At 70.5% G+C, this 20,587-nt stretch carries 17 protein-coding genes; 7 read left to right on the plus strand and 10 right to left on the minus strand.

The annotated features are described in order from the left end of the window. Positions 1-203: 203 nt before the first annotated feature. The 5 genes from J7E89_RS38790 to J7E89_RS38810 form a co-directional block, all read right to left on the minus strand. Entirely contained in the window at positions 204-620 is a 417-nt protein-coding gene (locus J7E89_RS38790; protein WP_214980984.1) for a VOC family protein, read from the minus strand. Positions 621-630: 10 nt separating this feature from the next. Next, positions 631-1,068: a helix-turn-helix domain-containing protein gene (locus tag J7E89_RS38795; RefSeq protein WP_214980985.1), complete on the minus strand. Its 438-nt coding sequence runs from the start codon at positions 1,066-1,068 to the stop codon at positions 631-633. Between the two features lie 305 nt (positions 1,069-1,373). Beyond that, on the minus strand, positions 1,374-3,866 hold the full coding sequence (gene pepN / locus J7E89_RS38800) for an aminopeptidase N (protein ID WP_214980986.1): 2,493 nt from the start codon (positions 3,864-3,866) through the stop codon (positions 1,374-1,376). 83 nt (positions 3,867-3,949) lie between these two features. Next, positions 3,950-4,264, minus strand: coding sequence for a chorismate mutase (locus tag J7E89_RS38805; protein ID WP_214980989.1), 315 nt, complete (start codon positions 4,262-4,264; stop codon positions 3,950-3,952). An 11-nt stretch (positions 4,265-4,275) separates the two neighbouring features. After that, positions 4,276-5,163: an AraC family transcriptional regulator gene (locus tag J7E89_RS38810; RefSeq protein ID WP_214980991.1), complete on the minus strand. Its 888-nt coding sequence runs from the start codon at positions 5,161-5,163 to the stop codon at positions 4,276-4,278. A 132-nt stretch (positions 5,164-5,295) separates the two neighbouring features. On the opposite strand from J7E89_RS38810, the gene J7E89_RS38815 reads away from it, so the two are divergent. Continuing rightward, the gene (locus tag J7E89_RS38815; RefSeq protein WP_214980994.1) at positions 5,296-7,062 is read left to right on the plus strand and encodes a beta-galactosidase family protein; all 1,767 of its coding nucleotides are present in this window, start codon (positions 5,296-5,298) and stop codon (positions 7,060-7,062) included. Between the two features lie 92 nt (positions 7,063-7,154). Here the strand turns inward: J7E89_RS38815 and J7E89_RS38820 are convergent, their stop codons facing one another. Beyond that, positions 7,155-10,271 carry an endo-alpha-N-acetylgalactosaminidase family protein gene (locus tag J7E89_RS38820; RefSeq protein WP_214980996.1) on the minus strand — a complete coding sequence of 1,039 codons (3,117 nt, stop codon included), beginning with the start codon at positions 10,269-10,271 and terminating at the stop codon, positions 7,155-7,157. Between the two features lie 125 nt (positions 10,272-10,396). Next, positions 10,397-11,176: a trypsin-like serine protease gene (locus tag J7E89_RS38825; protein WP_214980997.1), complete on the minus strand. Its 780-nt coding sequence runs from the start codon at positions 11,174-11,176 to the stop codon at positions 10,397-10,399. A gap of 278 nt (positions 11,177-11,454) precedes the next feature. Here J7E89_RS38825 and J7E89_RS38830 point away from each other — a divergent pair, with 278 nt between their 5' ends. Next, positions 11,455-12,363, plus strand: coding sequence for a hypothetical protein (locus tag J7E89_RS38830; protein WP_214980998.1), 909 nt, complete (start codon positions 11,455-11,457; stop codon positions 12,361-12,363). A 23-nt stretch (positions 12,364-12,386) separates the two neighbouring features. After that, positions 12,387-13,979, plus strand: a complete 1,593-nt coding sequence (locus tag J7E89_RS38835; RefSeq protein WP_214980999.1) for an ankyrin repeat domain-containing protein — start codon at positions 12,387-12,389, stop codon at positions 13,977-13,979. A 393-nt stretch (positions 13,980-14,372) separates the two neighbouring features. Here J7E89_RS38835 and J7E89_RS38840 read toward each other — a convergent pair whose 3' ends face one another. From J7E89_RS38840 to J7E89_RS38850, 3 genes are all read right to left on the minus strand, one after another. Beyond that, positions 14,373-14,798: a ribonuclease domain-containing protein gene (locus tag J7E89_RS38840; protein WP_214981001.1), complete on the minus strand. Its 426-nt coding sequence runs from the start codon at positions 14,796-14,798 to the stop codon at positions 14,373-14,375. 539 nt (positions 14,799-15,337) lie between these two features. After that, on the minus strand, positions 15,338-16,282 hold the full coding sequence (locus J7E89_RS38845; RefSeq protein ID WP_214981003.1) for an SDR family oxidoreductase: 945 nt from the start codon (positions 16,280-16,282) through the stop codon (positions 15,338-15,340). Between the two features lies 1 nt (position 16,283). Continuing rightward, positions 16,284-17,048: an SDR family oxidoreductase gene (locus J7E89_RS38850; protein ID WP_214981006.1), complete on the minus strand. Its 765-nt coding sequence runs from the start codon at positions 17,046-17,048 to the stop codon at positions 16,284-16,286. Between the two features lie 56 nt (positions 17,049-17,104). Here J7E89_RS38850 and J7E89_RS38855 point away from each other — a divergent pair, with 56 nt between their 5' ends. Genes J7E89_RS38855 through J7E89_RS38870 form a run of 4 tightly spaced genes read left to right on the plus strand, consistent with a single transcriptional unit; the run spans position 17,105 to position 20,575 of the window. Next, the gene (locus J7E89_RS38855) at positions 17,105-17,890 is read left to right on the plus strand and encodes an enoyl-CoA hydratase family protein (RefSeq protein ID WP_214981008.1); all 786 of its coding nucleotides are present in this window, start codon (positions 17,105-17,107) and stop codon (positions 17,888-17,890) included. After that, positions 17,887-18,744, plus strand: a complete 858-nt coding sequence (locus J7E89_RS38860) for a CoA-transferase (protein ID WP_308315750.1) — start codon at positions 17,887-17,889, stop codon at positions 18,742-18,744. Before J7E89_RS38855 ends, J7E89_RS38860 begins: the two co-directional genes overlap by 4 nt. Next, a complete protein-coding gene (locus J7E89_RS38865; RefSeq protein WP_214981011.1) occupies positions 18,741-19,496 on the plus strand; it encodes a CoA-transferase subunit beta in 756 nt (251 codons plus the stop codon). Before J7E89_RS38860 ends, J7E89_RS38865 begins: the two co-directional genes overlap by 4 nt. Then, entirely contained in the window at positions 19,496-20,575 is a 1,080-nt protein-coding gene (locus tag J7E89_RS38870; RefSeq protein WP_214981013.1) for a nitronate monooxygenase family protein, read from the plus strand. The genes J7E89_RS38865 and J7E89_RS38870 overlap by 1 nt, the downstream gene beginning before the upstream one ends. Positions 20,576-20,587: the final 12 nt, after the last annotated feature.

The following is a 20,587-nucleotide window of genomic DNA, read 5'->3' on the forward strand; positions in this document are numbered from 1 at the left end:
GCGGCGACCTCGTGTCGCACTCGTGTCTCCATCTGTTGGGCGGGGCCGCCTTCGCGGGCTCCGTCGAGGGCGAAACCTAGGCCGACGGCATCAAGGTCAACCAGCTTGCGGCGCGACTCGGGAGGCGGCCGACCGCCCGGTTTCGACCGGGAGTTGTCGAGCGTGCCGACGCCGGCCGGTACAGTGACCGGCCGGCGACAGGCTCACTTGCCGAGGCGCTGGGCGAAGCGCAGCATGTTGCCCGCGGGATCGCGGAAGGCGCAGTCGCGAACCCCGTAGGGCTGGTCGACCGGCTCCTGCAGCACGTCGGCGCCCGAGGCCCGGACGCGCTCGAAGGTGGCGCCGACGTCGTCGGCCGAGAAGATCACGCCGCGCAGCATGCCCTTGGCCAGCAGCTCCGCCATGGCCTGCTTGTCGGCCGGCGAGGCGTTCGGGTCCGCGAGGGGCGGTTCCAGCACGATCTCCACGTCGGGCTGCGACGGCGAGCCGACCGTCACCCAGCGCATGCCCTCGAACCCGACGTCGTTGCGCACCTCGAGTCCGAGCACGTCGCGGTAGAAGGCGAGCGCCTTGTCGTGGTCGTCGACGGCGATGAAGCACTGCGAAAGTTTGATGTCCATGCAGACCACGCTACGGGCGTGCCGTGTGATTCGCTTCTCCGTTCCTGACCGGTTCCGCGTTCCTGACCGGTCGCGTGAAAATCTTGGCGACGCAGGGCGGGATGGCCGCGCCCTGGTCGTGCCGACGGGCCCGGTACGCGCTCGGGCTCTCGCCCACCAGCTCGGTGAACCGCGAGCTGAACGACCCCAGCGACGTACATCCGACCGCGAAGCAGACCTCGGTCACCGACAGGTCGCCGCGCCGCAGCAGGGCCTTGGCCCGCTCGATCCTGCGGGTCATCAGGTAGCTGTACGGCGTCTCCCCGAACGCGGCGCGGAAGCTGCGGGAGAAGTGGCCGGCCGACATGTGTGCCGCGCGTGCCAGCGCGGGGACGTCGAGCGGCTCCGCGTAGTCGCGGTCCATCTGGTCGCGGGCCCGGCGGAGCCGAACCAGGTCCGGTAGCGTCACCGGACCAGCATCGCACGCCGCCGTGCGGTGCGGCACCGTCGCGGCGTGACAGGGCTTTCGCCACCCTGGCGCGGGGCAGGGCCCGTCCCGTGCGGCCCCCGCCTGCCGCGCGTGCGAAAGGGCCCGCTTCGTGATCGATTCCACCCGCCGGACGGGCTGGACATTGCCGCTTGCGGCAACTCTCAGCCCGTCCGGCGTTTGAGGAGCGGGGTCTGGGGTGGAGCCCCAGCTTCGGGTAGGGAAAGCCCGCGCAGCGGCCGTAGCCGTGGGGTGGCCGCGTCGGCTCCCGGCGCCCCCGCTGAGCCTCAGTTCCCCCGTACCGCGATGGCCCGCCGCAGGTCATCGAGTTGGTCGGCGAGTTTGCGGCGCAGGGACGGGATCATTTCGGCATCGCGCAGGAAGTCCTCGCCGAGCCGCAAGGAGTCCGCGTCGACGGCGAAGTGGGGGAAGGCGTAACGTCCCGCCGCTTCGGCGATGGCGGGGCCGCGGCGGTCGGCGAGTGCCTTGGCGTCGCGGTAGTAGCGGGGGACGTAGTCGCGTACGAGAGCTGTCTGTTCGGGCTGCCAGAACCCCTGGGCGGTGGCGCTGAAGAGGTAGTTGGAGAGCGTGTCGTCCTCGAACATGCGGGTCCAGGCCGCAGCCTTGGCCTCCGGTGTGGGAAGGGCCGCGCGGCAGCGGGCGGCGCCTTCCTGCCCGGTGGCGCTGGGGTCGCGGTCGAGCTCCGCGGCGATGGCGGCTTCGTCGGTGGCACCGAGTACGGCGAGGCGGCGCAGGATGCGCCAGCGCAGTTCGGGGTCGAGTTCGGGGCCGCCGGGGACGCTGCCGGAGTGGAGCCAGTCCTGGATGCCGTCGGGCTGGGTGGCGGCGTCGATGCAGTGGCGTACGGCGGTGAGGCGCAGGCCGGCGCCGTTGCCGTCCTCGGTGCGGCGGAGGAGGTCGCGGCAGATGGCGGTGAGGGTGGCGAGGGCGGTGGGGCGTTCGGACGGGGGGAGGTAGCGGTCCGTGATCTGGGTGTGGGCGAAGGTGAGTACGCCCTGGACGATCGCGAGGTCGGTTTCTTCGGGAAGGTGGGCGCGGGCGGTCTCCAGGTAGGCGACGGGTTCGAGCTCGCCGTCGCGCACCATGTCACGCAGGGCGTTCCACAGGACGGCCCGGGTGAGCGGGTCGGGGACGGCGGAGAGGTTGCGCAGGGCCGGCTCTTCGGACTGCTCGTCTAGGCGGATCTTGGCGTACGTCAGATCGCCGTCGTTGAGGACGACGAGCGCGGGCCGGCGGCCGGGGCGTACCGTCACGGACTCGTCCTGCGGTACGTCGACTTCGAACCGCTCGCGCAGGACGAGGCTCCGGCCGTCGATGGGGTCCTGGTCGTACGCGCCGATGGCGATGCGGTGGGGGCGGCTGCCCTGCTGGTCGACGGTGACGTGCCACATGCCGTCCGCCTGTGCGACGGCGGGGGTGAGGGTGTCGACACCAGTGGTGCGCAGCCATTGGCCGGCCCACGCGTGGACGTCGCGGTCGGTCGCGGAGGCAAGGTTGTCGATGAAGTCGGCGAGGGTGGCGTTGGCGAATTTGTGGCGGGCGAAGTGGGTGTTGATGCCGGCCAGGAAGTCCTTCTCGCCGAGCCAGGCGACGAGTTGGCGCAGGGCGGAGGCGCCCTTGGCGTAGGAGATGCCGTCGAAGTTGAGCATGGCGGACGCGGTGTCGGGGACGGCGTCGGGGTCGGGGGCGACGGGGTGGGTGGAGGGGCGTTGGTCTGCGTCGTAACCCCAGCCCTTGCGGGCGACGGCGAAGTCGGTCCAGGTGTCGGTGAAGCGGGTGGCTTCGGTGAGGGTCTGGTAGCCCATGTATTCGGCGAAGGACTCGTTGAGCCAGATGTCGTCCCACCACTGGAGGGTGACGAGGTCGCCGAACCACATGTGGGCCATTTCGTGGGCGATGACCATGGCGCGGGTCTGGCGTTCGGTGTCGGTGACGGCGGAGCGGTAGATGAACTCGTCGCGGAAGGTGACGAGGCCTGGGTTTTCCATGGCGCCGGCGTTGAATTCGGGGACAAAGGCCTGGTCGTAGGAGTCGAAGGGGTAGGGCTCTTCGAACTTCTCGTGGTAGCGGTCGAAGCAGGCGCGGGTGATGTCGAGGATCTCGTCGGCGTCGGTGTTGAGGTAGGGCGCGAGGGAGCGGCGGCAGTGGAGGCCGAAGGGCAGGCCGGCGTGTTGGGTGCGTACGGAGTGCCAGGGGCCTGCGGCGACGGCGACGAGGTAGGTGGAGATGAGGGGGGTGGGGGCGAGTGTCCAGCGGCCGGCGCCCTGATGCTCGGCGATGGCGTTGCCGAGGACGGTCCAGTCCTCGGGGGCGGTGACGGTGAGGGCGAAGACGGCTTTGAGGTCGGGCTGGTCGAAGGCGGCGAAGACGCGCTGGACGTCTTCCAGGAAGAGCTGGGTGTAGACGTACGTTTCGCCGTCGGTGGGGTCGGTGAAGCGGTGCATGCCTTCGCCGGTGCGGGAGTAGCGCATGTCGGCGTCGATGTGCAGTTCGTGGTCGCCGGCGGTGAGGCCGGTGAGGGGCAGGCGGTTGTCGACCAGCGTTTCGGGGTCCAGTGGCTGTCCGTCGAGGGTGACTGTGCGCAGGGTGGCGGGCTTGAGCTCGACGAAGGTGTCCCCGGCCGTGTGTGCGGTGAAGTGGATGACGGTACGGGAGTCGAAGGTCTCTTCGCCGCGGGTCAGATCGAGGTCGATCGTGTACCGGTGGACGTCGAGGAGCTGGGCTCGGGTCTGCGCTTCGTCGCGCGTCAGTACGGACATGGGGACATGCTGCCTGATGGCGTGCGGGTGGCACAGCGGGCGGTTGCCCTACGGTGCCCGGCGGGGGCTGCCCTTACCTACCGTTAAGACTTCGCGATCGTTTCGTGGTGGCGGATGACCTCCGCGATGATGAAGTTGAGCAGCTTCTCGGCGAAGGCCGGGTCCAGTTTGGCGCTTTCCGCGAGTTCGCGCAGGCGGACGATCTGGCTGGCCTCGCGGGCCGGGTCGGCGGGGGGCAGCTGGTGCCGCGCCTTGAGGAGGCCGACCTGCTGGGTGCATTTGAAGCGCTCGGCGAGCATGTGGACGACGGCGGCGTCGATGTTGTCGATGCTGTCGCGCAGCCGGCTCAGTTCGGCGATGACGGACTCGTCGATTTCGCTGGATTCGCTGGAGGTCATGGTCAGCGAGCTTACGTCGGTCGGGTCGCGATCGTCGGCGGGTGTTCGGGATCTGGGATCTGGTGGCTCCAGCCGCCGTGGACGGCCCGCCCCTGCTGTTCCCGGAAGCGGACGGGGGCCATGCCGACGCGGCGGGTGAAGAGGCGGGAGAAATAGGCGGGGTCGTCGTAGCCGACGCGGCGGGCTACGGCGGCGACGGGCAGCTCGGTGGCGGCCAGGAGCTCCTTGGCGCGGCCCAGGCGGATGCCGAGGAGGTAATCCTTGGGGCTGCATCCCGCGCCGCGGCGTACGGCGGTGCGCAGCTCGGCCGGGGTCATGCCGTGGCGGGAGGCGTGTTCGGCGACGGTCAGGGGCTGGAAGGCGTCGCGGGCGAGGGCCTGGAGTACGGGGTCTCCGTCGGCTCCGACGTCGGCGCGGGCGCGGCGCAGTGCGACGAGGAGTTCGTGGACGGCGGCGCCGGTCTCGACTTCGAGGAGGGGGTTTCCGCGGCGCGCGGCGCGGGCGATGCGGCCGACGGCGGCGCGGGCGGCCGCGGTGTCGGCGAGGGGGACGACGGGGCGGTCGGGCTCGATGTAGCCGAGTTCGGTGTAGGTGGTGGTTGCCGGTCCGGTGAAGTCTACGAAGCTCTCGTCCCAGCCGGCGACGGGGTCGGGTCCGTAATGGTGAGGGATGCCGGGTATGAGCCAGATCAGGGCGGGGCCGGTGACGGTGAGGCGTCGCCCGTCGGGGCCGCGGTACCAGCCGCTGCCCGAGCTGATGACGACGGCGACGTGGTGGTCGAGGGTGCGGGGGCCGACGGTGGGGAGTGCGCCGTACTGGAGGCCGACTCCGAGGCAGACCAGGCCGAGTTTGTGGTGGGTCGGGCTCGGGGTGAAATAGCGCATCCAGGTGTGGTACATCCGCTTCGTTTCCTCCCCGCCTGCTCAGGTGGCGTTCCGTTGTGTCCAAACAGCGCTGATCTTTGTCCATGGACCGCTCCGCCGCCAGGGGGTGAGGTTAAGGCGCTGATAGTGGAGCGAGAGGCGGGGACCGTGGCTGACTTCACGGTGGGTGAGCAGGATTTCGAGCTGGACGGGCGGCCGGTGCGGCTGCTGTCGGGGGCTTTGCACTATTTCCGGGTGCATGAGGCGCAGTGGGGCCACCGGCTCGCGATGCTGCGTGCCATGGGGCTCAACTGCGTGGAGACGTACGTCCCGTGGAATCTGCACGAGCCTGAGCCCGGGCGGCTGCGTGACGCGGGGGCGCTGGGCAGGTTCCTGGATGCGGCGCGGGAGGCGGGGCTGTGGGCGATCGTACGTCCGGGGCCGTACATCTGTGCCGAGTGGGAGAACGGCGGGCTGCCGCACTGGCTGACGGGGGCCCTCGGCTCGCGCGTGCGCACGCGCGACGCGGAGTATCTGGGGCATGTGGAGCGGTGGTTCAGGCAGTTGCTGCCGCAGGTGGTGGCACGGCAGATCGACCGGGGCGGTCCGGTAATCATGGTGCAGGTCGAGAACGAGTACGGCAGTTACGGCTCGGACCAGGTGTATCTGCGGCATCTGACGGGGTTCCTGCGGGAGTGCGGTGTGACGGTGCCGCTGTTCACTTCCGATGGGCCCGAGGACCACATGCTGACGGGCGGTTCCGTGCCGGGTGTGCTGGCGACGGCGAACTTCGGGTCGGGGGCACGTGAGGGCTTCGAGACGCTGCGGCGGCATCAGCCTTCGGGTCCTTTGATGTGCATGGAGTTCTGGTGCGGGTGGTTCGACCACTGGGGTGCGGAGCATGTCGTACGGGATCCCGCGGACGCGGCGGCGACGCTGAACGAGATTCTTGAGTGCGGTGCGTCGGTCAATGTCTATATGGCGCACGGGGGCACGAATTTCGCGGGCTGGTCGGGGGCGAACCGTTCCGGTGCGCTGCACGAGGGGAAGCTGCAACCGACCGTGACGTCGTACGACTACGACGCGCCCATCGACGAGTACGGCCGCCCCACGGAGAAGTTCTGGCTGTTCCGGGACGTCCTGGCGCTCTACCAGGAGGATGCGGCCCCGCTGCCCGAGGTGCCGGCGGCGCCCGCCGTGCTGGGTGAGCCGGCGCCGGCGGAGCTGACGGGGTGGGCGCCGCTCGGCGACGTACTGGAGGTGCTCGGGGGCGCGGAGGCGGAGCGTGCGATGCCGCCGACGTTCGAGGAGCTGGGTGTGGACCGGGGGCTGGTCCGCTACCGGGTGGATGTGCCGGGGCCGCGTCGGGCGTATCCGCTGGGCGTGACGGGGCTGCGGGACCGGGCTGTGGTGTACGTCGACGGGGTGCGGGCGGGGGTGCTCGACGGCGGGGCGGGCGATTGCGCGGCGCTGGACGAGCCGGTGGCGGGGCCCGCTTCGGTGGAGCTGTGGGTGGAGTCGCTGGGGCGGGTCAATTACGGGCCCCGCTTCGCCGAGTCGAAGGGCATCACGGGCGGCGTACTGCATGAGCGGCAGTATCTGCACGGTGTACGGGCGCGGGGGCTGTCCCTGGACGCGTTCGAGGACGCGGACGTGGTCGGGAAGGTTCCCTGCCGTTCCCCGGAAGCGGGGGCGGGCGCGTCGGGGCTGTTCCGGGGAACGTTCGAAGTGCGGGGTGCGGGCGACGCGTCGCTGCGGCTGCCGGGCTGGGAACGGGGCTTCGTGTGGGTGAACGGCTTCTGCCTGGGCCGGTACTGGGCGGCGGGCCCCCAGGAGGCTCTGTACGTTCCCGGGCCCGTTCTGCGGGAGGGTGCGAACGAGGTGTGGGTGCTGGAGCTGGAGAGCGCCGGTGAGCGCTCTCCGGAGTTCCGCTGACAGAGGCTGAATACCTGGAGGGCCGGTACTCCGTTGTAAGGACCGGCCGTCCAGTGCGTTACCCCTTACACGTCTTACACGTCTTACACGGCTTACATTTCGCGCACCTCCAACGCGTCAAGGACGAACTCCGCCGTCCCGTCGTCGCCGGTCTTGCGCAGGCCGACCCACGTTTCGCCGCCTGTGGGCGCGGTGAACTCATAGCTCAGCACAGTCGGTTCGGTGGCGACGGGCAGTGCCTTGCGGTCGAGTTCGCGGGTGGCCGGTTCGTCGACACCCGTGATCCACGCGTACTGCCCGGCCTTCTCGTTCTCGTAGCGGAAGGAGACCCGGTAACGCTTGCCCGCCTCGAAGCGGACGGTGTGCTGCACGGTCCGGTAAACCAGGCCGTCGTTCTCGCCGCGCGACTTGAGCGACTCGGAGCCGTCGATGACGTCGTCGATCACCTTGCCGTTCCAGCCGCGCTGCGTGAACGGGGCGTGCCGCTGCGCGATGTGGGTGCGTGGGTCGGTGGAGCCGCCCGCGTCGCCCTTGACGAAAACGCCCCACCCTTGCGGCACGTTCTCGAAGTCCTCGAAGGCGACCGCTGCTGGTCTCGTGCTTCGCTTCGCGGGAACGATCCGTACGTTGTCGAAGCGCACCCGCGCGTCGCCCGCGTCGGCGCGCAGGGTGAGGTCCACTCGGCCACCGCCGTCCGGCACGGTGAAGTACGTGAACATCCGCTGGAACCGAGTGTCGTGCTTGCGGTCGGCGGCGACGAGGTTGACGGCCGTCGAGGTGTCGGTCCAGTTCTCGGCCGTGGTCCCGTCGGCGGTCCGTACGGTGAGCGCCGCGCGCCGCCGCTCCCCCGCCTTCGCTCCGACCTCGACCTGTACGGACGCGGCGTACGTCCCGGGTGCCAGGCGCGCGAGCCGCTGACCGACGGCCGCGGCCCCGCCCGCGCCGATGACCAGTTCGTAGTCCCCGATGGCGCTCAGCTCGACGGAGGCCGGCCCGCTGACGGACCACCCCTCCAGCGAACCGGAGTTGAAGCCGGGGTCGTGCAGCGGTGTGGCCTGGCCCCAGTGCGGGTCGGCGGTAGCCGGCACCCGGGTGCGGTAGACGACGTACGGCTGCTTCGCGTCGGCGTTGATGGTGACCTTGCCGGAGCGTACGGGGGCGTCGCGGACGTGCTCGCGCCCCTGGTCGGTGAGCTTGTAGAGCGCCACCTTCGACGCGCCCGCCCAGCCGCGCGGGAGCTGCCAGGTGCTGCTGCCGCCCGCCGGGTTGTAGTGGTAGAGCTTGTGGGGGTCGGTGGCCTCGCGCGGCTCCCAGGGCAGCAGGTAGCGCCCCGCTTCGTACACAGCACGCCCGTCGGTGGTGATGCGGCGTGTGCCGTCCGCATCGCTCACGGACGTCTTGGTGGGGCCGAAGAAGGTGAGATCGTGCGTGCCCCAGATTTTGACCGGGTACGCCTGGAGGTACTTGGCGGGCAGGCTGTCGGTCCAGATCTGCTGGTAGAAGGTGTTCCAGTCGGTCTTGTTGACCCAGCCCTCGAAGTTCCCGGTGCGCGGGATGCCGAGGAGCGTCGGCCACTTGTCGGCGAAGACGTCCTTCTGGTGGTTGCGGATGAAGCGGATCAGCTGCGAGTTGATACCGCGCGAGGTGTCGCCGCCGTAGTCCACTTCGGTGGCCCAGTGCGACCACAGGGCCGAGCGTTCCAGGCCGTGGCCCCATTCGGTGGTGATCTGCCAGCCCTGTTCGCGCAGGGCCCGCTGCAGCCGGTCCGAGGTCCAGCCCGATTCGCGGAAGACGTCGATGTAGAGCATGTTCAGGGCGGGGTCGGTCTCGTCCCGCAGGTCCTTGAAGCGCTCGATGATGTCGCCGGACACGAGATCGCGCCGCTGGTCGATGCGGTAGCTCTGGTCGAGCCAGTCCCACTGTTCGTTGGTCTTGTCGACGAGCGTTTCGGAGAACGCGTTCGCGACGGGGTACGACTCGGTGGCATTCACGTGAACGCCGAAATCGCTTCCCCACTTCCGGCCTTCACGCACGAGGGTGTTGAGGTCGCCGAGTCCGCCCGCGCGCTTGTTGTGGTTGCCCGCGTAGTCGGGGTGGGCGGAGTCGTGGCCCTCCGACTGATAGCCCTTGAGGAGCGTGTACTGGCGCAGACCGTCCGTCGCGAGGCAGATGCGTTTGACGTTGTCGAGCGTCGCAAGGAACGGGTTGGTGGCCTGGCTGGCGAAGTTGAAGGGGATATGCGGGACGACGCGCAGGTGCTGCTCGTCCGCACCCAGCGGCGTCACCATGATGTCGCGGAAGGCGATGGCCGCGTCCTGCCAGTCCACGACGCCGTCGCCGTTGCGGTCACCGGTGATGATTACGGTGGCGTACGGGAGCGGCTCGGTGGCGTTCACGGGAGCGGTCGCCGCGCGGTGCGTCCACTGCCCGCAGGTCAGCCGCACCTCGACGTAGCCGTCCTTCTTGAACGTCTGCCGCCACAGCCGTCCGTTCTCCCAGGTGGTCCCTGCCGCACTGCTGGGCTTGTCGTACGTCGTGTTGGTCTCGACGGCGCCGCCGAGCCGGTCGTGGGCGACGACGGCGTACGCGCAGCCGAGCGGCGCGGCGTCGGGGACGGTGTCCGGCGCGGGCCGCACCAGGGTGTCGCCGCTCTTGGCCTTGTCGAGCTGAATGCGCGCGGCGAGGAGCGCGGCACCGGGCTGGTCGCTGCGTACCGACAAAAACGCGAGCGAGGGGATCTGGAGGGTGCCGACGCGCAGTGCGGCGGTGTCGGCGATCTTCGTGACACGCCAGTCGACCTGCTGGCCGCTGACCCGGATCTCCACCTCGATCTCGGTTCCGCCGTCGAAGGCCAGGGTGTACGCCGCGACATCGCGGCCCGCGCGGGCGCTCACCCTGGGCGTATGGGCGGTTCCGTCGATCAGCACCGAGGTGACCGGGTCTTCCTGCCCGTGCAGCCTGGCGCCCGTTCCGCGGTCGGTGTACGACACGATGCGCGGGAAGCCGCGGTCGACGCGCACCTCCAGCTCGCGGGAGCGCAGCACGGTCTCGCCCTCGGCCGCCAGGGCGGCGCCGGCGGGTCCGGCGAGGGCCAGGCCGGCACCCGCCAGTGCGGTGGCGGCGGTGGCGGCGCTGGCGGCCACCACGGTCCTGCGGCTCGGTCCGGGGTCAGTTGCGTGCACGCTCGCTCTCCTGTCGCTCGACGGCATGGTGTGCACGCCAACATGCGCTGCGAGGGGCGAGTGCGCCTATGGACAAAGGAGGGGCGGGTGTTGGACTAATGCGTCCAGCACCCGCCCGTCAAAGCTCGTTCAGGGGTGGTTCACAGGCCGTGTCACAGACCCGCGGCAGCCGACTTGATGGCGGCGGCGAAGGTGGACACCTCGGTGTACACGCCGGGGTAGTTGGGACGTGCGCAGCCATTGCCCCAGCTGACTATCCCGACCTGAATCCAGGCGTTGTTGTTGTCCCTGCGGAACATCGGGCCACCCGAGTCGCCCTGGCAGGTGTCGACACCGCCCTCGGTGAAGCCGGCGCAGATTTCCTCGCCCGCCACCAGATCGGAGTACGAGCGCTTGCAGGTGGCGTCGGAGACGAACGGGACCTGGGCCTTGCGGAGGTAGCGCTGCTGGCCGCCGCCCTCGGTGGCCGCGCCCCAGCCGGCGACAGTGAAGGTGCCGCTGTTGTACGCCGTCGTGTCGGCGATCTTCAGGGTGGGCAGTTCGATCGGCCTGGCGAGCTTGATCAGCGCCCAGTCCTTGCCCGTGCCGTTGTAGCCGGGGGCCTGGAGGACCTTGGTGGACCTGACCTTGATGGCGCTGGAGCTCTGCAGGTCCACGACACCGGCGGTGGCAGTGATGCTGGTGTTGTTGCCGGATCCGTCCACGCAGTGGGCGGCGGTCAGGACGATGTCCTTGGCGAGGAGTGAGCCTCCGCATCCCATGGAGAGCCGGACCATGAACGGGAATTCGCCCTGGGCGGCGCGGGTTCCGCCGACGACGGGGGGCGTCGCCGCGGAAGCCGCGGACGCGGCGGCGGGCTGGATGCTGACCGCGGCGAGGATCACTGCGCCGGCGGCGGCGCATCTCTTGAAGGAGCGCAGGAACTTCTTCAACGAACTGCCTCTCGTGGGAAACGTGGGGGGTCGCTGTGCACGCGCACGACGGACAGCACGCACACCACCCAAAAAGCTGGCATGCGCCCGTCAAAGCGCTGTTGGATTATCTGGAGCTGTCCACCCGGCCGACAAGGGAGGCATTCCAGCCACACCCCGCACACCCGTCGCGAGCCCACCCCGGCGAGCCCACTCCGGGAAGCCCACCAGCCCGCTTAATCCGCCTACAGTGGAGACCTGTTCACCGTCGTGTGGAGACGTGTGGGGGTGAGTGCGGAGTGACAAGCGGGAGCGAGGTCGTACACGGCTATCCGCATCTGACCACCGTGCGGTCCGCCCTTGCCGCGCTCCACAAGCGGCTCTCGTACGACGGTGTGCACACCTACGCCCCGAGTGTTTTCCCCGCCGACGTGACCTTCTCCGACCAGGACGATCTCCACCTCGGCACCCAGCGCGTGGCCCGCGCCCTTGTCCAGCATCTGCACCTGCCGGACGCCCGCATGATCGTGAGCTTCCGCGAGATGGAGCACGCCGCGAGTGTGGAGCTGGCGGCCGGGCCGGAGTACTTCATCGAGCTCAATGACCGCTTCAGGACCCACCGCAACGACATCGGGGCAGCCCTCGCCCACGAGATCACGCATGTCCTGCTGCACCGGCTCGGTCTCGCCTTCGCCGGCACCCGCGACAACGAGATCCTCACCGACACCGTGACGACGTATCTCGGGGCGGGCTGGCTGCTGCTCGACGCGTTCCGCGAGGACGGCGCGTCCAGCCAGAAGCTCGGCTATCTCACCCCGGAGGAGTTCGGGTACGTCCTGGCGAAGCGGGCGATCGCCTTCGGCGAGGACCCCGCGCCCTGGTTCACCAGCGCGCAGGCCTACACGGCGTACACCAAGGGGCTCGCACAGGCCCGCCGCGACGAACAGCAGCCGCCGCTGACCGCCGCGGGGTGGACGGGGCGCCGACGGTACGCCAAAGAGCGGCGGTACGCCCAGGAGAACGGCAGCCGTGCGGATCACGGTTCTTCGTCCGGTTCCTCGTCGTACGCCTTCGAGGGAGGCGGCCGCGAGACACTGCGCGTGTCGTTCCCGTGTCCCACGTGCCAGCAGCGCATCCGCGTTCCCGTGCGCGGCCGTGTACGGGCACGCTGCGCGCTCTGCCGCACGATTCTCGAATGCGACACGTGAACACGCACACGTAGGGTCGAAACATGACGAATGATCCGGCAGCGGATGCGCAGGCCTTGTTCGAAGCGTTGTACGACGAGGGGGACGACGCCGTCGTACGGCTGCTGCGTTCCGGTGTCCCGGCAGAGGCCACCGACGACGACGGCGAGACCGCGCTCTACAGGGCGTCCGTGCAGGACCACCCCGGCATGGTGCGGCTGCTGCTCGCCGCGGGTGCCGACCCCGACCGCGCGAGCGGCCCCCAGGCGGGCGACCTGCCGCTGTGCGGCGCGGCGGTCGGCGGCCACACCGAGGTGGTGGAGGCCCTGCTGTCGGCGGGCGCGACGCCCGACCTGCGTGAGGAATTCGGGTTCACCGCGATGGCCTGGGCGGTCAGGCAGGGTCACGCGGACGTCGTGGAGGCGCTTTTGGAGTACGGTGCCGATCCCGACCTCCCCGCTCCCGGTACGGAACCGCCGCTGGTGCTCGCTGCGCGGCGCGGGTCCACGGAGACCGTACGGACGCTTCTTCGGCACGGCGCTTCCGCGCGGCGGGAGGCGCTGGAGGAGGCGCGGCGGTGGCTCGAAGCCGATGTGGAGGAGGAGCTGCGGGCGGGGCTTCTGGAGACCTTCGGCGACGCTGCTGCAGGTGCTGCCGGTGCTGCGGGTGCCGCGGGTGCCGCGGGTGCCGCGGGTGCCGCGGCAGATGTCGCGGCTGATGTCGCCGAGCCTGAGACCGTCACCAGCCGCTTCGTGGAGGACGGCGGGGAGACCGTCGTCGTCGAGCTGCTGCGGGACGGCAGGCCGTCGGCCGGCAACGAGCAGCAGACTGGGCACGCCGCGATCGCGACCCTCCTGGAGGAGCAGTTGGGCATCCGTACGCCCTTCGAGGAGCTCGCAGAGCGGGCCCTGAGCAGCGGTGACCCCGGCCGGGACGAGTGGATGGACTCCGTGGCCGCGCTGTGGCGGCGGGGCGACGAGGAGACGTTCCAGGCGGCGGCCGCGTGGTGTGCGAGCGGTGATCCGCTGCGGCAGGCGTTCGCCGCCGACGTTCTGGCGCAGCTCGGCTTCGAGCAGGGCGGGAAGCCGTTCGCCGCGCGCGCCCTGCCGTTGCTGCGGGAGCTGGCGCGGGCGGCGGGGGACGACGATACGGAGCTGGCCCAGGCCGCTGTGCTGGCGCTGGGGCACCATGGTGACCCTGCGGCCCTGCCCGAGATCCTGCGCCATGTCAGCCACCCCGACGCCGAGGTGCGTCACCGGGTGGCCCTCTCCCTCATCGGCCTTGTCCCCGCCGGTCACCGGGAGGGCGCGGCGGCGCTGATCGCACTGAGCCGCGACGCGGATGACGAGGTGCGTGACTGGGCGACGCTGGCGCTCGCCGGTCTCGACGCGGACACCCCTGAAATCCGGGAAGCGCTGGCGGACGGCCTGGAGGACCACGATCCCGACACGGCGGCGGAGGCGGCACGCGGTCTGGCGGCGCGGGGCGACGACCGGGCGGTCGAGGCGCTGGCCCGTCTGCTGCGGGAGGAGGATCCGGAGGGGTACGCGTATGCGACGGCGGTCGAGGCGCTGGAGTACGTGGCGGACGCGGCGGTACGGCGCCGGCTGGAACGGACGCCGCCGCGCTATCGGTGAGTGGGCTTTCCCCGACCCGCCCTTTCCCGCTTTCCCGCTGTGACATTTTGCGGCTTCGCCGCGTGGGGGCGCCGGAAGGGCTGGATGGTGCGGACGAATCCAGCCCGTCCGGCGTTTGAGGACACGCCCGGAGGGCGTCTGTGCTGTCTGGGGGCTGGGGGCTGGGGGCTTGCTTCCCCAGTTCAGGAAGGGGCGGGTAGGGGAAAGCCCGCCGCAGGCGGCCCTACGCTCCCCCACTGCTGTGGCGTTGGCAGCGCCCGGGCGAACGCCATCGCGGGGCCGATCGTCGCCCCCGGTCCCGGGTACGTGTGGCCCGGGCGGCCGGGCCGTCAGGCCCCGCCGCCCTCGGTCCTCAGCGAGTGGATGTAACCGGCGGAGGTTCCAGCCGCCGGGTCAACAGCCGTAGTCGACGAGGTCGAACGACGCGTAGTGGTCGGCGGTGTAGTAGTCCTCCTGCGCCGCGTCGCCCGCGACAATGCGGCGGGCCCCGCGGTCCGGTGATCCCGGCGTGACGACCGTGTACTCGTGGTAGTAGCCGGTGGTCCGGTCCGGCAGTAGCTGCTCCCGGTTCTGGAAGACGGTCCCGTCCTGTTCGTACGGGTAAGGCCCGCCCGCCTCGATCAGGTCGAGGGTGTCGTGCGCCTGGGAGGGCAGGGCGGAGTAGCAGACGTCACCAACCGCGGGAGCGGCGGCGGCGGCGGTGGCGGTGGCGGTGGCGGTGGCAGCACTTGCGGCGACCGTGACCGGACCGCCGACGAGAAGGGTGCAGACGAGGGCGGCGATGCCGCCGATGGCTGAGAGACGTGGGGGGATTCTCATGCGCATCATGATGACGCGCGTAGAGAGCGACGCGTCAATGCCAACTCCCGGTAATTTTCCGTACGTTCACCTCGCCCGCCACCAACCTCCGAATGCCTGCCCCCGGCCGGCCGTCCGGAGTAGTCCGAGTAGCCCACCACCTGACAGGCCGGGACGTATGCGTCCGTGACGCCCTCCGCGTCCCGCACCTCGTTGCGGAGCATCTTCACCTCGCCCGCCCCCCAGCGGGCAGCACGCACCTAGTACGGCGCGTCCAGGCCGACCGCCGGCATCACTTCCCGTCGCACCTCGGCGGTGGCGGTGCGCGAGCTGTCCGGAGTAACAGCCGTCAGCTGCGCGGCGAACATGTCGTCAGCCGGCGAGAAGTACCCTCCTGGTGGATGTCCCGCCGGCTGGCGCGCCCCCGGAACTCCGGCGAACAGAGGCCGGCTCCCGGCCGGACCAGGAAGCCTCCAAGCGAGGCCAGGGGCGGTCGCGAAGGTGACCCCGTACCCCCGGAACGCCTGCGACGGCACGGCGTGCCGTAACCCCTCACCCCGCTACCGCGCCCCGTACACCCGGCCCGGTGTCGCGGACTCCGCCAGCAGCTTGGATGCCGCTTCGCCCGCCTCCGCCGGGGTCCAGCGCGCGCCCTTGTCCGCCGTCAGACCCGCGCGCCAGCCCTCCATGACCGTGATGCGGCCCCCCTCCGCCTCGAAGACCCGGCCCGTCACGCCGGCCGACGCCGCCGAGCCCAGCCACACCACCAGCGGCGACACGTTCTCCGGCGCCATCACGTCGAACTCGTCGGGCGTGCCCGGCGCCGCCATCGTCTCGGCGAACGTCCGCTCCGTCATACGCGTACGCGCCGCCGGTGCGATCGCGTTGACCTGGACGCCGTACCGCCCCGTCTCCTCCGCCGCGACCAGCGTCAGGCCTACGATCCCCGCCTTCGCCGCCGAGTAGTTGCCCTGGCCCACACTCCCCAGCAGGCCCGCCCCCGAGCTGGTGTTGACGACCCGGGCGGCCGTCTGCCGGCCCGCCTTGGCCTCCGCCCGCCAGTACTGCGCGGCGTACTTGAGCGGCAGGAAATGGCCCTTCAGGTGTACGCGCATGACCGCGTCCCAGTCGTCCTCGTCCAGATTCACCAGCATCCGGTCCCGCAGGAACCCGGCGTTGTTCACGAGGGTATCGAGCCGCCCGAACGTCTCGACCGCCGTGGCGACCAGCGACGCCGCGCCCCCGGCCGTCGCGATGTCCCCGCCGTGGGCCACCGCCTCTCCGCCAGCCGCCAGGATTTCCTCGACCACGCGCTGCGCCGGGCTCGCCGACTCCCCCGCGCCGTCCGGCCCGACCCCCAGGTCGTTGACGACCACCTTCGCCCCCTCCGCCGCGAAGGCCAGGGCGTGGGCGCGGCCCAGCCCGCGCCCCGCCCCCGTCACGACAACGACTCGTCCGTCGCAGATTCCGACTCCGACTCCGACTCCAACTCCGTTACCGGTCATTTCACTTCTCCTTGTTGACTGTTGCCGCGTCGAGGAAGGCGGGACGTTCCCCGCCGCCGTGGACGAGGAGGGACGCCCCGGTTACGTACGAGGCCCGCGCCGAGGCAAGGAAAACGGCCGCGTCGCCGACCTCGCCGGGTTCCGCGAGCCGCCCTGCCGGGACCGTCCGGCCGACGGCCGTGATGCCGGCCTCGTCGCCGTAGTGCAGGTGGGAGAGCTCGGTGCGGACCATGCCGAGGACGAGCGTGTTCACGCGTACGTCCGGCGCCCACTCCACCGCCATCGACCTGGCCAGGTTCTCCAGCCCTGCCTTGGCCGCCCCGTACGCCGCCGTTCCCGGCGAAGGTCTCGTCCCGCTCACGCTGCCGATCATCACGACCGATCCCCCGGACGCCCGAAGGTGCTCGTACGCCGCCAGGGAAGCCGTCATCGGTGCGGTCAGGTTCAGCTCCACGACGCGCGCGTGGCGGGCCGCTTCGGCCTCCCCCAGCAGCCGGTACGGCGTACCACCCGCGTTGTTGACCAGCACGTCGAGCCGTCCGTACGTCGCCACGACGCCCGCGAAGAAGTCCTGGACGGCCGCCTGGTCCCGCAGGTCCAGCGGCCGGAACTCCGCCTCGCGGCCCCCCGCTTCCACCACCTCGTCCGGGGGCCGGCGCGCGCAGACCACCACTCGCGCCCCCGCCTCCAGGAACGCCCGCGCGATGCCCGCACCCACGCCGCGCGTGCCGCCGGTGACGACTGCGACCCTCCCGCTCAGTTCCATTCGCTGCTACCTTCCCCACCTAACAAATGTTTGGTGGAAAGGTAGCTGATCCACTCATGGGTGTCTCCACCTCAAGCCCGGAAAGCCCGGCGGCAAGCCCGGACAAGGGCATTTCCGTCGTCACGGTCGACTTCCCGCCCGTCAACGCACTCCCCGTGCAGGGCTGGCACGACCTCGCCGACGCCATCCGCACCGCCGGCCGGGATCCCGACGTCCGCTGCGTCGTCCTCGCCGCCGAGGGCCGCGGCTTCAACGCCGGCGTCGACATCAAGGAGCTGCAACGCGACGCCGGACACGCCTCCCTCGTCGGCGCCAACCGCGGCTGCGCCGAGGCCTTCGCCGCCGTATACGAGTGCGAGGTCCCCGTCGTCGCGGCCGTGGGCGGCTACTGCCTCGGCGGCGGCATCGGCCTCGTCGGAAACGCCGACGTGATCGTCGCGTCCGACGACGCCACCTTCGGCCTGCCCGAGCTCGACCGGGGCGCGCTCGGCGCCGCAACCCACCTCGCGCGCCTCGTCCCGCAGCACCTGATGCGCGCGCTGTACTACACGTCCCGCACGGCCACCGCCGCCGAACTGCACGCCCACGGCTCGGTCTGGAAGGTCATCCCGCGCGACCAACTCCTGGGTGAAGCCCTCAGCCTGGCGCGCGAGATCGCGCAAAAGGACGGCAGCCTCATCCGGCTGGCCAAGGCCGCCATCAACGGCATCGACCCCGTGGACGTACGCCGCAGCTACCGCTTCGAGCAGGGCTTCACCTTCGAGGCCAACCTCATCGGCATCGCCGACCGCGTCCGCAACACCTTCGGCAACACGTCACACGAGGAGGGCAAGAAGCCGTGACCGACAGGACCGACAAGCTACTGACGCCCGAAGAGGCCGTCGGCCGGCTCCGCAGCGGCATGACTGTCGGCATCGGCGGCTGGGGCTCGCGCCGCAAGCCGATGGCCCTTGTCAGAGCACTGCTCCGTTCTGAGATCACTGATCTCACCATCGTCTCGTACGGCGGCCCCGACGTCGGTCTCCTCGCCGCCGCAGGCAAGATCCGCCAGCTCGTCACCGCCTTCGTCACCCTCGACTCGATCCCCCTGGAGCCGCATTTCCGTACGGCCCGCCAGAGCGGCGCCATCGAGCTCACTGAGATCGACGAGGCGATGTTCATGTGGGGGCTGCAAGCCGCCGCCAACCGACTCCCCTTCATGCCCGTCCGGGCCGGCATCGGCTCCGACGTCATGCGCGTCAATCCATCGCTCCGTACGGTCACTTCGCCGTACGACGACGGGGAGGAGTTCGTCGCCGTACCGGCCCTGCGCCTGGACGCCGCACTGGTCCACATGAACCGCGCCGACCGGCTCGGCAACGGCCAGTACCTGGGCCCCGACCCGTACTTCGACGACCTCTTCTGCGAGGCCGCCGACGCGGCGTACGTCTCCTGCGAGCAGGTGGTCGAGACGGCGGAGCTGACGAAGTCGGCGCCGCCGCAGAGCCTGCTCGTCAAGCGCCACTACGTCACCGGCGTCATCGAGACCCCGAACGGCGCGCACTTCACCTCGTGCGCCCCCGACTACGGCCGCGACGAGGCCTTCCAGCGGGTGTACGCGGCCACGCCCTGGCCCGAGTTCGCCGAGCGCTTCCTGTCCGGCGACGAGAAGGCCTACCAGTGCGCCGTACAGGCCTGGCACGAGGAGCAGAAGTGACCAGCACAACCACTACAGCCGCCACAGCCACCCGCGCCGAATATTGTGTAATCGCCTGCGCCGAGGCCTGGCGCGACAACGGCGAAGTCCTCGCCAGCCCCATGGGCACCGTCCCCGCCATCGGCGCCCGCCTCGCCAAGCGCACCTTCTCCCCCGACCTCCTCCTCACCGACGGCGAGGCCACGCTCGTCGGCCTCGACGGCACGCCGGAGGGCTGGCTCCCGTACCGCCAGCACCTCGCCATGGTCACCGGCGGCAGGCGCCACGTCATGATGGGCGCGAGCCAGATCGACCGCTTCGGCAACCAGAACATCTCCTGCATCGGCGACTGGCAGCAGCCCTCCCGCCAGCTCCTCGGCGTACGTGGCGCACCCGTCAACACGCTCAATAACCCCACGAGTTACTGGGTGCCGAAGCACTCCACCCGCGTCTTCGTCGACAAGGTCGACATGGTGTCCGGCGTCGGCTACGACAGCGCGGCCGCCGCGGGCCCGAGCGCCACCCGCTACCACCGCATCCCGCGCGTCGTCACCAATCTCGGCGTCCTCGACTTCGACACGCCCGACCACTCGATGCGCCTCGCCGCCCTCCACCCCGGCGTCACGGCCGCGCAGGTCCAGGAGGCGACGGACTTCGCCCTCAACATCCCCGAAGACGTGCCGTACACCCGCGAGCCGACGCCCGAAGAACTGCGCCTGATCCGCGAGGTCATCGACCCCGAGGGCCTGCGTGACCGCGAGGTCAGGCCCTGATGAAGACGGCGCTCACCGAGCTCACCGGGGTCCAACACCCCATCGTTCAGACCGGCATGGGCTGGGTCGCCGGCCCCCGTCTCGTCTCGGCCTCCGCCAACGCCGGCGCGCTCGGCATCCTCGCCTCCGCGACGATGACCACCGAGCAGCTCCGCCACGCCGTACGCGAGGTCAAGTCCCGTACGGACGCGCCCTTCGGCGTCAATCTGCGCGCCGATGCGGGCGATGCGCGGACGCGCGTACGGATCATCATCGACGAGGGCGTGAAGGTCGCCTCGTTCGCGCTCGCCCCCTCCAAGGATCTCATCGCGGAGCTGAAGGACGCGGGCGTCGTCGTCATCCCGTCCATCGGCGCACGCCGGCACGCCGAGAAGGTCGCGGCCTGGGGCGCGGACGCCGTCATGGTGCAGGGCGGCGAGGGCGGCGGCCACACGGGGGAAGTGGCAACCACGGTCCTTCTCCCCCAAGTCGTCGACGCCGTCGACATCCCCGTGATCGCTGCGGGCGGCTTCTACGACGGCCGCGGCCTGGTCGCCGCGCTGGCGTACGGCGCCGCCGGCATCGGGATGGGCACGCGCTTCCTGCTCACCTCCGACTCGACCGTCCCCGACGCGGTCAAGGCGAGGTACCTGGCGGCGAACGTCAAGGACGTCACGGTCACCACGGCCGTCGACGGCCTGCCGCACCGCATGCTCCGTACGAACCTCGTCGACTCCCTCGAGAGCGCGGGCCGTACGAAGGCGCTGGCGGCAGCTGTCCGCCGTGCAGCCGGATTCAGGAAGATCTCCGGCCTGAGCTGGACCGCGATGGTCCGCGAGGGTCTGGCCATGAAGCACGGCAAGGACCTGAGCTGGAGTCAGGTCCTGCTGGCCGCCAACACCCCGATGCTGCTCAAAGCCTCCATGGTCGAGGGCCGCACCGATCTCGGTGTGATGGCGTCCGGGCAGGTGGCGGGGCTGATCGACGATCTGCCGTCCTGCGCGGAACTGGTGGCACGTGTCATGGCCGAAGCGAACGAAACGCTCGAACGATTCCAGACACCCATGACTTCGCTCCGCGCCCTGCCGACACCAGGGTGATTCCTTCTCCTC

The sequence above is a fragment of the Streptomyces sp. ISL-100 genome, assembly GCF_018614615.1.
In the GTDB taxonomy this organism is placed as follows: Bacteria; Actinomycetota; Actinomycetes; order Streptomycetales; family Streptomycetaceae; genus Streptomyces.